The sequence below is a fragment of the Williamsia sp. DF01-3 genome (assembly GCF_023051145.1).
In the GTDB taxonomy this organism is placed as follows: domain Bacteria; phylum Actinomycetota; class Actinomycetes; order Mycobacteriales; family Mycobacteriaceae; genus Williamsia.
The window spans coordinates 3,143,097-3,158,918 of record NZ_JALKFS010000005.1; the positions used below are offsets into that span (position 1 = coordinate 3,143,097).

Here is a 15,822-nt window from a genome sequence, read left to right on the forward strand (position 1 = left end):
GGACCACGTGCGAAATACGTCCTCGAGACGGCGCGGTCGCTCCGCGAGTTCGGGTCTGCGGCCCGGTACCGTCATCGTCTATGGATCATTCGTCCACCACGGCGAGACGAAGCCGGACCCGCAACTCCTGCTCATGGTGCGGCCGCGAGGTCATCGAGTCGGACATGGGCCGTCGTCGCAAGTACTGCAAGCAGTCATGCCGCCAACGCGCATACGAGCAACGCAGTCTGGTCGCCGGTTCTTCCATCCCGGCCGATGCAGTGGTTCTGAGCGCGGGCGAAGCCGATGAACTGATCGAACGGTTGTTCCGGTTGAGGTGCGCCGCCGAGGACGTTGCTACGGCGGTTGCCGAGGAGGCCGACAGATCCGAACTCGCCGAGCTGGGCGCCGAGTTGGTGGCTCTGGCCAAAGAAGCCGAGCGGTGGCGCTGACGGGCCCCGACGGCTGGTTTTCGCTACAGCTGTCGCCGTGCTCCGGGTTGCGGCGCCGGGTCGGCGAGGCGGGCGACGATCTGACGCGCTTGCGGCGATTGTGGCTCGATCTGTTCGGGCCTCACCGACCATTGCAGACCCACCCACGGGTCGTGCGCCGTGGCGTCCGCGGACATCGGGAACATCAGCGTGCGGTCGGCGATCATGCTGACCAGCGGGTCGGCGTCATGCTCATCGACCGCGCCCGACAATACAAACGACCAGCCCAGCCTGCCGCCTCTGTCGATGATGCGCAGCAATCGGGCCATCGTTGCCGCATCCCATCCGAACGGAAGGTCCGCGATGACAACAACCCTGTTGTAGACGTCGGCGACGTCCCCGGCTTCCAACGCCATCTGCGCCAGTTCCAGAGACGACTCCAGGGCGCCCAGACGATCGACCATCACGTCCGCGGATGTGACTGCCGCGGAGCCGAGCAGCGGCGTGAGTAGATCCGACAGCGGGGCAAGCGAACCGGTGAGGTCGAACACATCGACCGCCACGGACCTGGCCGCGGTTGTCGAGGAGCTCGGTACGGCCCGCGCAGCGACGACCAGTCGCAACACCAAGGACGTGACCGCGGACAGAGCCGGCAGGTCGCCGTCCAGCACCCAGATCGGGCGCGCGATGGGTGTCGGCACGCAGAACGGCAGTCGTAGCTCACCACGTTCGGGAGCTGCGAACTCGCCGATGCGCACACCGCTCGCAGGTGGTCCGTTCAACCGTGTCCAGGCCGGCGATGTCCACGACGCCATCGCAGGTGGCAATTGGGGATCGAGGGCTGCCAGTTCGGCGATCAGGACTTGTGAATCGGCATCGAATCGCTGTCGAGCAGCGGCGATCAGCTCGTCGCAGCGACGTTGCGCCCGTTCGCGCTGGTGTGAGGCTGCGGGCGAATTACGTTGTGCCGGATCGGAGATCGCGTCGCTCAGCTCCTGGTCGAGACGATCCATCGCAAATGCCTCAGCCTGAACGTATCCCGCTGCCGACCGGGCCGCATCTTCGAAGACCACCTGCGCGCGGGCAATGGCTGCGGTGTAGTCCGATCCCAAGACCACGGATGCCGGGTCCAGTTCGCCACGTGAATCAGGTTGTGCTGCAGCAGCACTCGGATTCTGTGTCGGCGCGCTCGATTTCGCTTCCGGCGGATCGTCGACGTCCACGCCATGACGTGTGAGCAACTGGGCGAGCCCGCCACTGTAGCCCTGACCCAGAGCACGAACCCGCCAGCGCCCGGCGCGTTGGTAGAGCTCGAAACAGAGCAGCGCCGTCTCGCCATGCGCCGGCCGGACATCAAAGCCGAACAGGACCTCGCCGTCGGCTAGCTGTTCTTCCCGGGGACGTTGTGCACAGTGATGCGGTCGATGGGTGATTTGCCGTCGATGCCTGTGTGTGGTCTGTGGTGATTGTATTCATGGACCCAGTGTTGGTAGGTCGCGGCGCGGGCTTCGTCGGAGAGGTAGGTGTGGGCGTAGGCCCATTCTTGGTTGAGTGTTCGGTTGAATCGTTCAACCTTACCGTTGGTTTGCGGCCGGTATGGGCGGGTCCGTTTGTGCTTGATGGTCTCGCCGAGTGCTTGAGCGAATAGCGTTGAGCGGTAACAGGATCCGTTGTCGGTGAGTACTCGTTTGACGGTGATGTTGTGAAGGTTGAAGTAGGCGTTGGCGCGGATCCAAAACGCTGAGGCGGTCTCCTTCTTTTCGTCGCCGAGGATCTCTGAGTAGGCCAGCCGGGAGTGGTCGTCGACGGCGTGGTGGATGAATGCGTAGCCCAGGCCCTGTCGTTTGTTGTTGCGCTTGCCTTCTTGGCGTCCGAGTTTGCGGTGTCCGCCGCCGTGGGGAATCTTGCCCAGCTTTTTGATGTCGACGTGGATCAGGTCGCCCGGGGCGTCGTGCTCGTATCGGCGCGGTGTCGGTCGGCGGACCGCCAGGCCGGTGTTCTGGTCCAGATTCCGCAACAAGGGCATCGTGAAGCGTCGTAGGACCGCGCCGACGGTGCTGCGGGGCAGGTGCAGGTGGTAGGCGATGCGGTGCGGTCCCCAGCGGCGTGTGAAGCGCAGGTTGATGATTCGCCGTTCAGTCTTGCTCGGGGTACGTCCAGGGCTGTGGTGCGGGCGGCTGGAGCGGTCGACCATCGCCTTCTCGCCACCGACCCGGTACCGATCGGCCCACTTCTTGGCGGTGGTGGGCGAGCACTGAAACCGTTCGGCAGCTCGCCGGATCGTCCAACCGTCTACGACGATAGTTGTTGCGAGTTTCAATCTGCCCTTCGGAGCGAGCAAGGCATTAGCGTGGGACATGAGGACCTCTTGGTAGTCGCTGTAGTTGTGGTAACCACACCGATACCGGAGGTCCTCACCTATTTACTGGTGCCACACCGTTCACAACGTCCCTGGTCATTACAGCTAGCCCGGTCAGTTCCGCATACACCCCCGAGCCCGGGGCCGGCTCCACGCTGACGGCGCACAGTACGGTTGCGCCACTCCGGATGCCGTCCAGGTCGACCGTGAGCCGCGGGCCGTCCAGCCGGACCCCGACTGTCGCCGGCTGGTTGTAGAACACCACATCAGCGGAATCGAGGACTCGGAGGTCGGAATCCACGACAAGGCCGACGAGGTCGACGTCCGCACCGGTGGCCGCCACCCGAAAGCTGATGTCCGACACCTCGATCGGCGCATTTTGGCCGGCGACCAGCTTCCTCATCTCGCCTCGATCCTTGCGTGCTATCTCATGTAGTCGTTGGAGAGGAATCGCTGCAGCTGCGGAAGCGCTTCACCGGCATGACGGGCGGTGATGCCCTCGCCGATCGCCTGCAGCTTCCACGTGCCACCCTCGCGGAACACCTTGGCCATCACCACGCCGGTGTAAGGCATCCCACCGGCCAGTGTGTACCTGGCCAATTCGGCCTTGTTGGTCTGGTCGACCAGACGGCAGAAGGCGTTCTGCACCTGCTCGAAGGTCTGCCCCTGGTACGAGGTGACGATGAAGATCAGGGCGTTCACGTGGATCGGAACCCGCGTGAGATCCACCGTGATCACCTCGTCGTCGCCTTCGCCCTCGCCTGTGAGGTTGTCACCGAGATGGCGGATCGAGCCGTCCTTGGATGTGAGCTGACCGTAGTAGGCGACGTCGGCCACCTGTGTATCGGCGTACATGACCACCGACGCGTCCAGATCGATGTCGGCGCTGCGATTGCCGAACATCTTCTTGACGGTCACCGGGTCCCAGCCCAGCCCCATCTGGATGTTCGTCAGTGCCACGCCGCCATCTTTGTTCAGCGACACCCGCTGGCCCTTGGCGAGACTGACCGGGCGGTCTTTGCTCAGACTCACCTCTGGCCTGCCGGCGGGCGCTCGCCGGCGCTGCGGGTGCGGCATACCCAGGTTGCTGGTTGTATGCAGGCTGCTGCTGGGGGGCGGCCTGCTGGGGCGGTGGGAAGTTCTGTTGCGGCGGGCTCTGCGGGGTCGGTTGGCGGGTATAGCTCGGGGGTGCGGTGTTCTGCACCGGCTGAGAAGGCGGGGGAGGAGGCGGCGCTGCGGCGGGCGACGGGGCATCGTCCACCGACACACCGTGATCGGTCACGAGTGCGGCGAATCCTCCCGCGTAACCCTGTCCGACCGCGCGAACCTTCCAGTCGCCGCCGCGGCGGTACACCTCGAGCGCGATGACGATGGACTCACTCGACAAGCCGTCGATGCGGTATTCGTACAGCGGCTGTCCACCCGCGGTAACCCGCGCGACCGGCGGCGCGACCGCGCCGAATGTGCCGTTCTCCAGCGTTATCACTGCTCGGACCTGGCTGATGTCGGCGGGCACCGCAGCCAGCGAGATCGACAACGTGCCGATCCCGGCGCCCGGCTGCAAGGTGACACCCGGCCCCGACGGCTGGTTGTAGAAGACGAAGTCTGCGTCGGTCCGGACTTTGCCGCTGTCGGTGACGAGCAGAGCGGATAGGTCGCCGGCGGTGGCAAGGTCGACCGTGATCTCCACCGTCGGTGCGGACAGCGGCCCGTTTTGTCCTTTGACCAGAGTTGTTGTCATCGCCTGAGCCCTTCGTTGGGTGTGGATTGTTTCGCGATACCGGGGGCCGGGAGCGCGCTCGCGCGGATGTCCGATTCGCCAATGCCCCCCATTGTGCCTGTCTGCTCCAGCATCCAGACCAACATCTCTTCCGACGCGGCCAGACCGCGCCCTGTGGTGACGGCGACATTCGGATGAACCCAGCCGAGTTCTTCCAGTTCGCCGTGACGTGGGCGGATCGACGCATCCGCTGCGACGAGCATCGGTTGATCGAGCACCCCGTCGCCTGCGGCGAACGTCACGTCAGGGGGCGAGTCGAGTCTCGTCCGAACCTCGTCGATGGCCAGTTGCTTGGTCACGGGGTCGGGCATCACGTACACCTTGCGGCCCTGGCGGGACACGTTCCAACCCAGCTCTGCAGCCCAGCTCGCCCATGCCGGAACAACGTGCGGCGGAAGGAGATCGAGCTCCACCACCACGTAACAGAACAGACCGTCGGCGATCCGCATGGTCCGCAGCCATGGGGCGTCGGCCGCATCCTGCGCGAGGCGGGCGAACACCTCGTCCACTCCCACTGCGAGCCGGTCCAGCAGAGAGGCAACCCGCCTGCTCCATTCCGGGTCGGGGTGGCCTTCGACGAGAATGTTGCCGCCGTTACTGGTGATGGCGAAGCGGGGAACGCCGATCGGCAATCGGATCCGCCGATATTGCTCGATCGTGCGGGTGGTGGTCGGCACCACGTCCGAGGCGGCGTGCAGGTCGCCGAGGAGGGTCATCGACATCGTCGACATGAACGACTGCGGACGGCCCTGGTACATCTCCACACACTGCGCTGCAGACAGCGCCGCATCGGCATCTTCCCCCGGGCCGGCACCCTCGGCGATCGCATGGGCCGAGTAGATCAGGGTGCGGTCGAGATCCAGCGTCACCAGGGCGCGTCGAGACGCGGTGGTCGATGGCGTGGTGCTTGTGGGTGTCACCGGAGTTCTTTCACCAATCCCATGCAGCTGTACGCGAGGTCAGGCACCACTTCGACGGGTACGTCGCGTGCGTCGGCGAGAACTCGGATGTGTTCGTGTTCGGGGTCGTCCGGGGTCCGGACGAGAACACGCCACGGTACCCGGCGGAGAAGGACCCTCGTTGTCTCACCCACCCCTGGTTTGACGAAATTGACCGACGATATCCCGTAGTGCGCGCGTACGGCCTCTACCGATTGCCAGCCCGACCAGGTCGGCGTTCGATCAGATGCCTCGATCGCCGCCCGACGGATCGCCGCTTCGTCGGCGGCGGCATCGAACTCGCGGGCAACCGCGTCGAGCAGCACCTCTGAGACGTCCTGATCGGCGAGTTCGGCATAGAACTTCGCCCCGTGGAAGTCGGCGGGACCGATGAGCTCGTTGTTCAGAACGGTGCGCGAAACCAGCCCGGAGACCGTGGAATTGAGGCACGCCGAGGCGATGAGGAAGTCGTCTCGCGTTCCGAAGGTGCGCACGCAGGAGCCGGGGTCGGCGAGTACAGCGAGCTCGGGGTCGAACACAGGGCCACCATCGGCGGCCAACTGCGCCAGCGCTTCATCGAGTTCGCGTGCGATCGCTCCTTTCCCTGTCCATCCGTCGACGAACACCACGGACGCAGGGTCATGGTGGGTTGCCAGATATCTCATCGCGTTCGCGTCGATCCCCCGGTCGCGCACGATCGAGACCGCATAGTGAGGGAGCTCCAGACCATGGCGTTGCGCCCAGCGCCGCATGAGTATTCCCACCGGGGTTCCGGCTCTGGCCAACGACACCAGCACGATGTCAGAGCCTCGTTCGGCCAGCACCAGATCGGTCACCGCGCCGACCGCTACCGCCAATCGTCGCGCACTGTCAGCCAGGACTCGATGGAACAACTCCTGGTATGCCGCGTCCGGCTGGAACTCCACCGGTAAAGACTCCGCGTAGTGAGCCACGCCCGCTTGAATCCTCTTCTCGCGGAGGGCGACGTCGCCCTCGAGCGGAACGTGCGAGAGGTCTTTGAGCAGCCACCGAACCTCATCGGCGGCGTAACTGCCGAAATCGGGCCCGACGAGGGGCTCTTGGTACGTCACGGCGCTCTGCTCTGTCATCGGCCCGTCCTCGCCGCACACAGCAACCGGTAGTCGGTCGCGGGGACGACGACGAGGAGCAGGTCGTCGCCGCGTGCGCTCACCACATCCACCAGACCTCCGGGCCCGCTCAATGCCGGTGTGTCCGCGGGAGAATCGACGATCATCACGACGCGGGCGCCGTCGTGGTCGTGAGTTGCGTTGTACAGATACCTATCTCGAGCGTCATCGGGCTCCGGAGCTTGGAAGTGGTACCCCCGGCGCAGGGGGTAGGTGGGGTCGTCGATCACGTGGGCCGGTGAACGGGTTGTGGTCTGACTCAAGACCGGGGCTTGGCTCCACACGGACAACTCGGCCGCGATCCGCTGGGGGAGGTACATCAGCTCCTCATGCCCGATGACCACTGTCGGCCGGGTGGCGTCGAGGCGACTGACGACTCGCTGCGCCACCTCCGTGACCGCGCGATCGAAGTGCGGCCAGTCGGACCTCGAGAACCCGTACCGTCCGCCGTCGGGAACGTGAGATGGCCATGCCACGTCCAGTCGCTCGACGTGGCCTCTCTCGCGCACAGCGGGCGGTGAGGGTGCCGGGAGTTGCAACACCCGATCGGTCAGGTCGGGCGGGATCGACGTCGCCCCTTGCGCAAGGCTGACGAAGTGGACAGATGCCTCGAGCGCGTCAGCGCGCTGCTCACATCGCACGATGTCGTCACTCGTTCGCATGTCGACCAGCGATGCGACGACATACAGCGACCGCGGGTGAATTTCTTGCATCGAGCGGATCGCATCCAAAGCAGTTGCCCCGGTGGAGATCTCGTCGTCGACGAGCACAACAGGAAGTTCGGTGGAGAGAACCGCGGAATCGGTGGGGACGATGAGATGGTCGGTCGCGTGCGAGTGCCCTTCCTCGAAACGCGCCGCGACCGGCACATCGGCCGCGTGACGTCGCGTCGATTGTAGGTACATCGTCGCGTCGATCCGCCGAGCGACTGCGTGACCGAGCCCGGTGGCCGTCTCCGCGAATCCGAAGACGAGCCCGTCTCGCTGCCCTCGATCCGCGAGTGCCCGCACGGCCAGATCGCCGAGATCGTCTGCCGCGGAGAAGATGCTCGACGGGGCGACCGGTATGTGCTTGCCGAGGACAGTGGACACCCAGAGGTGTGCCCGCCGGGGATTGCGCCGGAGGCCAGGCCGGATCAGATTCTCGACCCGCCACGATCGGTACCCGGACCCGTGGGTGGCGTCCAGACCAAATCTGGTTGTGGCGTAGGGGGTTTCAGACGTTGTCGAGTTGCCGCCGATCGTCGGGACGTTCATCGGTCGACCACCGAGGTGAGCAGATCCACGACCCCGACCTCCGGTTGCAGCACCCCGAAGATCTGCGCTCTGATCAAAGTCTTGACCGCCCAGTTCCGGTGGGGCCGCCGTTCGTTCATCTTGTTCCGGTACGCCGACGGCTCGACCCCGCCCGCGTCGTCGACCCCGAGCACCGCCACCGCATCGACATACTCCTCGTGCGGCACCGCACTCATCGAGTGGACGACGTTCACATGCGATGGATGGATCACCGTCTTTCCCTGCAGACCGTTCGCCCGATCGAGGACCAGCTCACGCAGCAGCCCGTCGAGGTCTCGGCTGACGAGGTGCGTGCGGAATCGGACTGCGTCGATCTGCTCGAAAGGCGTGTGGCGCAACAGTGGGCGGAACATCCTGTCGTGAGTGTTGTAGTACTCCCAGACCGGTCCGGTGATGGTGAACCCCGTGCCATCGGCGCGCCCGAGCACGTTCACGATCGAGCCGATGACCTCGGCGACCGGGTGAACGTCATAGATGGTCAGGTCCGGGTCACGCCGGATCCCGAGCGCGCCACACATGTCGGTGCCACCGATCCTCACCGCGAGCACCTTGTCACGGTGCCGGGCCAGTACCTGGCGGATCGTCTCCAGAGCGTATGCCCGCGACTCGAGATGCAGGACCGAGGTCGACTCGATGATCGGCATCGCGTACAGCACCCGTCCGATCCGTGTGCTCGCGGCACCGATCCGGTCCAGGTGGTCACCACCATCGGTTGCGGTGAACTTGGGCAGCACAAAACCGGAGAGCACGCCGACCCCTGCAGCGAGTCTGCCGACGAGTTCATCGATCTGCTCGGCGCGTCGCACCCGGACGAACAGCATAGGTACCCGTTCGTCGCGACGGGCCAGGTCGTCCAGCACCGTTGCAAGATTGCTCATCGCGAGTTCCACGTCGTGGTCGGCGATCGCGTCCTCGAGATCGATCACCATGGACGTGGATCCACTTCGTGCCTGGCGGAGGATCAGCTCGGCCAGACGCTCCCGATTGGCCGGGATGTACAGGGTTGCACCGAGGGCCACGCTGAGGAGTTCGGGGGTCGCATCCACATCGATTCGCTCGGGCAACCGGTGAAACAGGCGTTCTCGCTCATTCGGGTCGAGATCGGCGAAATGCTCGATCTGTTTGATCGGCCCAGTTTGGGCCTGCGCCCCGTCACCACGGCTGCTGTCTGTCCCGTCGGTGAGTGTTCTCTCGGTCATGAACGCCGCGCCTCGTCCTTCATCTTGTTCACGACTCCGGTCACGAAGTCGGAGATGGCCCGTAGGTCCACCAGATAGCCCCAGTAGTCGGGGTGCCGCCCGGTCAGTGTGGCAACGGCCCGGTCCACGCGCAAGACCTGGGCGTCGAGGACCGAGCCCCACTGTTCGACCAGTCCGAGATTCACCGCCAGGAGTTGGGCGTCTCGGATCTGGAAGCGAACCCTACCGGCCGCAGCCGGCGGATCCTTCTGGACCACACGAAGTTCATTCAATCGATCGGTGACGCCGTCCACCAGTTGCTCGGCGTTTGCCAGAGCCGAACGGGCGCGGGTGATCGCCGCCAGGGCAGCTTCCGGATCGGACTTCATTTCCTCTGCGGCGGTGTCGATTTCAACTGCTGCCGCGTCGATGTCCCGAGCGCTGCGCTGGTCGTGGCCGATCAGGTCCTTCGAACACGCCGCGCTGAACTCCCGAAGCAGTGCCGAGTACGCCTCGGGCATGCGTGCGCTGCGGTTTCGTACCGCAGACAACCTTGTCCGGACCGAGGCGAGCGCGGCGGTGGCCTCGCCGACCCTCGTCGGAGCACGGTCGACTGCCTGACTCAACTTCTCGGTCGCGGCGACCAGAGCGGCAGCCCTGTTCCTCAAGCCGGCCCGGTCACCGCCCCCTCCCGACACATCGAGTTGAGCCGCCTCCAGCTGCGATCGAGCTCGATCGTGTTGTTCGCGAGCTGTTTTGACCGACGAATACGAGAGTTGTTCGGCGGGGAGCGTGCTCAGCCGGGTGAGCAGTTGATCCGACTGCGTTCGGGCCCTGGCAGCTTCATCGGGGACCGCTGCGTAGGAGATCCGGGCGTGTTCGATCTGGGTGGAGTTACGTTCGTAGAACCGGTCGAGAAGCTGGATCGCTTCGACGATCCGGGCCATCGTGCGCTGAACATCGCCCAGAGTTGTGGTGTCCGCATCATGGCCGCTGACTGTCAGATAGTCGTTGATGGTCTCGTAACAGGCCTCGCGAACCGGAGCGAACGTCCGGACCAGTTCGGCCGACATGCCGAGTGCCGCCGCGGCTTCGACCCCGTCGGTGATGATGGACAAGCGCTGATCGAGCTGGAGAAACGCACTGACCATGTCGCTGCGCGCACGGTCGATGGCGTCAGTGGGCCTGCCACCGACGCTTCGGTCCTCTCGTCGAAACCAGCCCCGGGCCACAGCCGCATCCTACTGGGACCAGGGCCCGGTACCCGGTGAGCCGAACGCGATCCCAGGACAGTTGTGCTCACCGGCGTGTCATTCGAACGGCTCCGGCGAATGGTCCTCACACTCCCGCCGATGTCCACTTTCACGTACGGTTACTCACAAGGAGCGGCTCCGGAGGGACCCGCTCATCGTGGTCTGCTTCTACGAAGTTTTGGAACAACCTCACGAAAGGGTTACTGACATGGGCGTCAGCTTGAGCAAGGGTGGAAACGTCTCGTTGACCAAGGAGGCTCCGAACCTGACCGCAGTCGCGGTCGGACTCGGCTGGGACATCCGTTCCACCACCGGCACGGACTTCGACCTCGATGCCAGCGCCATCGGCGCCGGTGGCGACAAGAAGGTCGTCTCGGACCAGCACTTCGTGTTCTTCAACAACCTGCGCTCGCCCGACGGTGCGATCGAGCACACCGGTGACAACACCACCGGTGAGGGTGAGGGTGACGACGAGGTCATCAACGTCGATCTGGCTGCGATGCCCCCGAACATCGAGTCCGTGATCTTCCCTGTCTCCATCTACGATGCCGACGCCCGCTCGCAGTCGTTCGGCCAGGTTCGCAACGCCTACATCCGCGTTGTCGACCGTGCCAACGGAACCGAACTCGCCCGCTACGACCTCTCTGAGGACGCGTCCACCGAGACGGCAATGGTCTTCGGCGAGCTGTACCGCAATGGGGCCGAGTGGAAGTTCCGGGCAATCGGCCAGGGGTACGCCTCCGGTCTGGCCGGAATCGCACGCGACTACGGTGTCAACGTCTAGTTCGACTGGCCAGAACGACGCCAGAATCTGAACGCCAGCGCTATCGCGGAACCCCAGCGGGTCCGCGATAGCGCTGTTCATACGTAACAAAAGAAGGAGTCCGCGTGGTCATCCGCGTATTCGGGATCTCGATCGTGGTCACGCTCGTCTCGCTTGTCGTGGCGTTCCTGTACGGCGGCTGGACGGCGCTCGCGCTGTGCGCGATCCTCGGCATTCTCGAGGTGTCGCTGTCGTTCGACAACGCGGTCATCAACGCCACCGTGCTGGAACGGATGAGCGAGTTCTGGCAGAAGATCTTCTTGACCATCGGCATCCTCATCGCCGTCTTCGGTATGCGCCTGGCATTCCCGCTCGTGATCGTCTGGGTCACCGCGGGGCTCAACCCCGTCGATGCATTCGATCTGGCGATGAACGTCCCCGAGGAGGGTTCGGGACAGCAGTCCTACGAGGAGATACTCACCGCCGCGCATCCTCAGATCGCAGCATTCGGCGGCATGTTCCTCTTCATGCTGTTCCTCAACTTCATCCTCGCGGATCGTGAGATCACCTGGCTGTCCTGGCTCGAGAAGCCGCTGGCCACGATCGGAAAGCTCGACCAACTGGCAGTTGTCATCGCCGGAGGCACCCTGGTCCTCGTAGCCGAGTTCCTCGCCGACGACGAGCACCGGTCCACGATCATGGTTGCCGGCGTGCTCGGCATGATCACCTACATCGCGGTCGACGGCCTGGGATCGCTGTTCCACACCGAGCAGTTCGATGAGGAACACCAAGCGGCAGCAGATGGTGGCCCGTCCCAGCTGGTGAAGGCAACCGGCAAGGCCGGCTTCTTCCTGTTCCTCTACCTCGAGGTCCTCGACGCCTCGTTCTCGTTCGACGGTGTCATCGGTGCGTTCGCGATCACGGCGGATCCGATCATCATTGCTCTCGGTCTCGGCTTCATCGGTGCGATGTTCGTCCGTTCCATCACGGTCTACCTGGTGCGAGCAGGAACACTGTCCGAATATCGTTACCTTGAGCACGGTGCGCATTGGGCAATCGGCGCGCTGGCGGTCATCTTGTTCGTCAGCATCGAATACCACATCAATGAGGTCATCACCGGCCTTGTCGGTGTTGCATTCATCGGTGCAGCCGCCATCTCCAGCATTCTTGCGAACAGGCGTGAAGGCGGCGACGGAGGAGCGTCCACAGACGCAGCCGAAAAGAACGCAGTCACCACCACGTAGTCCCTTCCACGTAGTCCCGTACACGGCCGTTTCGGATATCTGCCCGGTATCCGAAACGGCCGTTTGCACGGTGTACACGTGTACACTCGAATCACATTGCACCGTCGCGGCCAATCTCGCTCTCAGCCTCCGCCACGACACCGTGCCTGCGAACGGAGTGCATGTGGACCTGCTGAAGTGGAGCAAGCGACCGGCGGCCGAGGTCGATGCAACCAAGCCCCAGGTGAACGTTTTGCGGGGGCTGGTGGCGCGTGCCACCACACCGCTGTTGCCCGACGACTACCTGCATCTGCTCAATCCGTTGTGGTCGGCTCGGGAACTGCGTGGTCGAATCGTGGCCGTTCGCAAGGAAACCGACGACACAGCCACCGTCGACATAGAGACCGGCTGGGGTTTCAGTCACCGATACAGCCCCGGGCAGTACGTCGGCATCGGATTGCAGGTCGAGGGCCGTTGGCACTGGCGTTCCTACTCGCTGACCTCGATCGCCGGTGGCGCCAAGGTGATCTCGGTGACCATCAAGGCCAATCCTGATGGCTTCCTGTCCAGCCATCTGGTCGATGGTGTCTCGCCTGGCACCGTGATTCGCCTGGCAGCACCCAAAGGTGACTTCTCGCTACCCAATCCGCCGCCGCGGAAGATCCTGTTCGTCACCGCCGGCTCCGGCGTCACACCCGTGATGGCGATGTTGCGAGCGCTACAGCACAGAGGGGACATGCCGGACGTCGTCCACGTCCACTCGGCACCGGACCGCGAGAGTGTCATCTTCCATGACGAACTCGTTGCGCTGCAGAAGAATTCGCCGAACTACAAACTGATGATGCAGTTCACGGGGGAGAACGGCAAGGTTGACCTCGCCGACCTCACCCCGCTGGTTCCCGACTGGCGTGACCGCGAGGTCTGGGCCTGCGGTCCCGTTGCAATGCTCGACGTTGCCGAACAGGTCTGGGAAGAAGCCGGCCGTTCAGACCACCTCCACATCGAGCGTTTTGCGATCGCCCGCACCGACAAGGGCGGAGAGGGCGGCACGGTCACCTTCGCCAAGTCCGGTAAGACCGCCGAAATCGACGGCGCGACAACTCTTCTCGAAGCCGGAGAAGGCCTGGACATCCAGATGCCATTTGGCTGCCGAATGGGCATCTGCCAGTCGTGCGTGGTCCCGCTCAGCGGCGGCTACGTACGGGATCTGCGCTCAGGAGATGAGCGTCGAGAAGGAGACCGGATCCAGACGTGCATCAGCACGGTCTCCGGTGAATGCACGCTCGACCTCTGACCTGCACATCCGGATCAACAGGAGGTATCCCACCAGTGGCGATCACCGATATCGACCGATACGCACACCTGACTGAAGCCGACGTCGACGCGCTGGGCGCGGAGTTGGACGCCATCCGGCGAGACATCGAGGAGTCTCGCGGGGAGGCCGACGCTCGGTACATCCGTCGCGCAATCGCCATCCAGCGTGGACTGGCAGTCGGTGGGCGGGCGATGCTCTTCGCGAGCAACAAGAAGCCGGCGTGGGCCGCGGGCACCGTGATGCTCGGTTTGGCGAAAATCATCGAGAACATGGAACTCGGGCACAACGTGATGCACGGGCAATGGGACTGGATGAACGACCCGGAAATCCACTCATCGTCGTGGGAGTGGGACACCACGTGCCCGAGCAGTCAATGGAAGCACTCACACAACTTCATCCATCACAAGTACACGAACATCGTGGGGATGGATGACGACGTGGGCTACGGCATCCTTCGGGTCACCCGTGACCAACCGTGGGAGTGGTGGAACATCGGAAACCCGGTGTACAACCTCGTTCTCGGCACATTCTTCGAATACGGCGTCGCGCTACATCATGTCGAGACCGAGAAGGTTCGCAAACGCGAGAAGAGCCTGCACGAGGTGGGTCGTGACCTCCGGGTGATCGGACGCAAGGTCGGCAAACAGGCGGCCAAGGACTATCTGATCTTCCCGGCGTTGAGCGGACCGAACTGGAAACACACGATCGCGGCCAACGTCACCGCGAACTTCATCCGCAACTACTGGACCTATGCGGTCATCTTCTGTGGTCACTTCCCTGACGGGGCCGAGAAGTTCACCGTGCAGGAGTACGAAAACGAGGACCAGGCGCGGTGGTACCTGCGTCAAATGCTCGGGTCCGCCAACTTCAGGGCCGGAACCCTGATGCGATTCATGAGCGGAAATCTCAGTCACCAGATCGAGCACCACCTGTTCCCCGACCTCCCGAGCAATCGGTACGAAGAGATCGGCGTCCGGGTCCGCGAGCTCTGTGACAAGTACGACCTGCCGTACACCACCGGGACCTTATGGCACCAGTACATGCTGACCTTCCGGACCATCGCGAAACTTGCGCTGCCCAATGCTCTGCTGTCTGCCGGCGCGGACGACGCGCCGGAAACGGCCTCGGAACTTCGTTTCAACATCCGCGAAGGCATGCAATCCGGCTTCGCCTCCGAAGCCCAGACAGGCGCTCGGCGCGGTCTTAGAACCGCTCTGCGTGAATTGCGCGAGTCAAAGGTGAAGGCGGCCTAGGACACCGGTGCACCTAGACTTCGAGCTGTGAGTAAGGCCAACAACCGCGGCAGCGACCGCCCTCAAGGGCAGCGACCGTCCATAGGGCGGGTTGCTGACTTCTTGTCTCGCGCCGACAGCAACGACAACGTCCTCCGCGTCGCCCGTGCCGCACGCCGGGCGGTACCCGGTGCCAGTCCCGACGTGGACCCTGCTCGGCTCAGGCACTCGGAACGAGTTGCCAGTCTGATCGCGCAGGCGCGCGGAGAGCGGGCCAGTGCAACCCGCGAGTTGGCACTGGCAGCCGTCGAGTCGTGGCAGGCGATCGTGACCCGCCGCCGCAGCGGGAAACCACGATCCGATGGCCCGGTCACCATCCTGTTCACCGACCTCGTCGGATTCTCGACGTGGGCGCTGAGTGCGGGTGACGATGCGGTCCTCGAACTTCTGCGTCAGGTCAACGAGGCCAGCGCGGCAGTCATCAAGCGGCGGGGCGGCATCGTCACAAAGCACCTCGGTGACGGTCTGATGGCGGTGTTCGCCGACGGTGCCGAGGCGATCGAAGCCGCACATGAGGCGGGCCTTGCCGTCAGCGCCATCACGTTGGACGGATATCGTCCGGCGTTGCGTGCCGGTCTGCACACCGGCGAGCCACGCCACGTCGGTGACGACTACCTGGGCGTCGACGTGAACATTGCCGCCCGCGTCGCCGACGCGGCGTCCGGCGGCGAGGTGCTCGCCACAGAGGCAACACTCGCAGCCACCGACCAGTCCAAGTACATCAAGCGGCGCAGACGGTTTCGGGCAAAAGGGACACCAAAGGACTTGGTGGTGTACGAAGTCCTGCCCAGGTACGACGACTCGGCCGACCTGCCGCGCTGACCGCCTGAGTACGGAACCGGCGAAAACATTGCGATTGCCCGACAGC

General features: G+C 64.2%; 14 protein-coding genes and 2 pseudogenes. 6 read left to right on the plus strand and 10 right to left on the minus strand.

The features are described 5' to 3' along the window. Positions 1-80: 80 nt before the first annotated feature. The gene (locus MVA47_RS16930; protein WP_247208791.1) at positions 81-431 is read left to right on the plus strand and encodes a hypothetical protein; all 351 of its coding nucleotides are present in this window, start codon (positions 81-83) and stop codon (positions 429-431) included. 23 nt (positions 432-454) lie between these two features. Here MVA47_RS16930 and MVA47_RS16935 read toward each other — a convergent pair whose 3' ends face one another. The 10 genes and pseudogenes from MVA47_RS16935 to MVA47_RS16980 all read right to left on the minus strand — a co-directional run bounded on the left by MVA47_RS16935 (position 455) and on the right by MVA47_RS16980 (position 10,340). Next, complete coding sequence (locus tag MVA47_RS16935) at positions 455-1,633, minus strand: hypothetical protein (protein WP_247208792.1); 1,179 nt, start codon at positions 1,631-1,633, stop codon at positions 455-457. 18 nt (positions 1,634-1,651) lie between these two features. After that, positions 1,652-1,882: pseudogene (locus MVA47_RS27070) on the minus strand (TerD family protein); the annotation flags it as partial. Further along, entirely contained in the window at positions 1,792-2,769 is a 978-nt protein-coding gene (locus tag MVA47_RS16945; RefSeq protein WP_247208793.1) for an IS481 family transposase, read from the minus strand. The pseudogene MVA47_RS27070 and the gene MVA47_RS16945, both read right to left, overlap by 91 nt. A gap of 55 nt (positions 2,770-2,824) precedes the next feature. Next, on the minus strand, positions 2,825-3,172 hold the full coding sequence (locus tag MVA47_RS16950; RefSeq protein ID WP_247208794.1) for a hypothetical protein: 348 nt from the start codon (positions 3,170-3,172) through the stop codon (positions 2,825-2,827). A gap of 20 nt (positions 3,173-3,192) precedes the next feature. Then, a pseudogene (locus MVA47_RS16955) lies at positions 3,193-4,510 on the minus strand (TerD family protein). Further along, entirely contained in the window at positions 4,507-5,469 is a 963-nt protein-coding gene (locus tag MVA47_RS16960) for an HAD family hydrolase (protein ID WP_247208796.1), read from the minus strand. Before MVA47_RS16960 ends, MVA47_RS16955 begins: the two are co-directional and overlap by 4 nt. Beyond that, positions 5,466-6,596, minus strand: coding sequence for a cysteine protease StiP family protein (locus MVA47_RS16965; protein ID WP_247208797.1), 1,131 nt, complete (start codon positions 6,594-6,596; stop codon positions 5,466-5,468). The genes MVA47_RS16960 and MVA47_RS16965 overlap by 4 nt, the downstream gene beginning before the upstream one ends. Then, positions 6,593-7,891 carry a phosphoribosyltransferase family protein gene (locus MVA47_RS16970; protein WP_247208798.1) on the minus strand — a complete coding sequence of 433 codons (1,299 nt, stop codon included), beginning with the start codon at positions 7,889-7,891 and terminating at the stop codon, positions 6,593-6,595. Before MVA47_RS16970 ends, MVA47_RS16965 begins: the two co-directional genes overlap by 4 nt. After that, a complete protein-coding gene (locus tag MVA47_RS16975; RefSeq protein ID WP_247208799.1) occupies positions 7,888-9,129 on the minus strand; it encodes an HpcH/HpaI aldolase/citrate lyase family protein in 1,242 nt (413 codons plus the stop codon). The genes MVA47_RS16970 and MVA47_RS16975 overlap by 4 nt, the downstream gene beginning before the upstream one ends. Next, on the minus strand, positions 9,126-10,340 hold the full coding sequence (locus tag MVA47_RS16980) for a hypothetical protein (protein WP_247208801.1): 1,215 nt from the start codon (positions 10,338-10,340) through the stop codon (positions 9,126-9,128). Before MVA47_RS16980 ends, MVA47_RS16975 begins: the two co-directional genes overlap by 4 nt. A gap of 229 nt (positions 10,341-10,569) precedes the next feature. Between MVA47_RS16980 and MVA47_RS16985 the strand changes: the two genes are divergently transcribed. The 5 genes from MVA47_RS16985 (at position 10,570) to MVA47_RS17005 (ending at position 15,776) form a co-directional block, all read left to right on the plus strand. Then, positions 10,570-11,145, plus strand: coding sequence for a TerD family protein (locus MVA47_RS16985; protein WP_247208802.1), 576 nt, complete (start codon positions 10,570-10,572; stop codon positions 11,143-11,145). A gap of 104 nt (positions 11,146-11,249) precedes the next feature. Beyond that, positions 11,250-12,368, plus strand: a complete 1,119-nt coding sequence (locus tag MVA47_RS16990) for a DUF475 domain-containing protein (protein WP_247208803.1) — start codon at positions 11,250-11,252, stop codon at positions 12,366-12,368. 163 nt (positions 12,369-12,531) lie between these two features. Further along, complete coding sequence (locus tag MVA47_RS16995) at positions 12,532-13,641, plus strand: ferredoxin reductase (RefSeq protein WP_308280634.1); 1,110 nt, start codon at positions 12,532-12,534, stop codon at positions 13,639-13,641. A gap of 35 nt (positions 13,642-13,676) precedes the next feature. After that, positions 13,677-14,915, plus strand: a complete 1,239-nt coding sequence (locus MVA47_RS17000) for an acyl-CoA desaturase (RefSeq protein ID WP_247208804.1) — start codon at positions 13,677-13,679, stop codon at positions 14,913-14,915. Between the two features lie 27 nt (positions 14,916-14,942). Beyond that, entirely contained in the window at positions 14,943-15,776 is an 834-nt protein-coding gene (locus MVA47_RS17005) for an adenylate/guanylate cyclase domain-containing protein (protein ID WP_247208805.1), read from the plus strand. Positions 15,777-15,822: the final 46 nt, after the last annotated feature.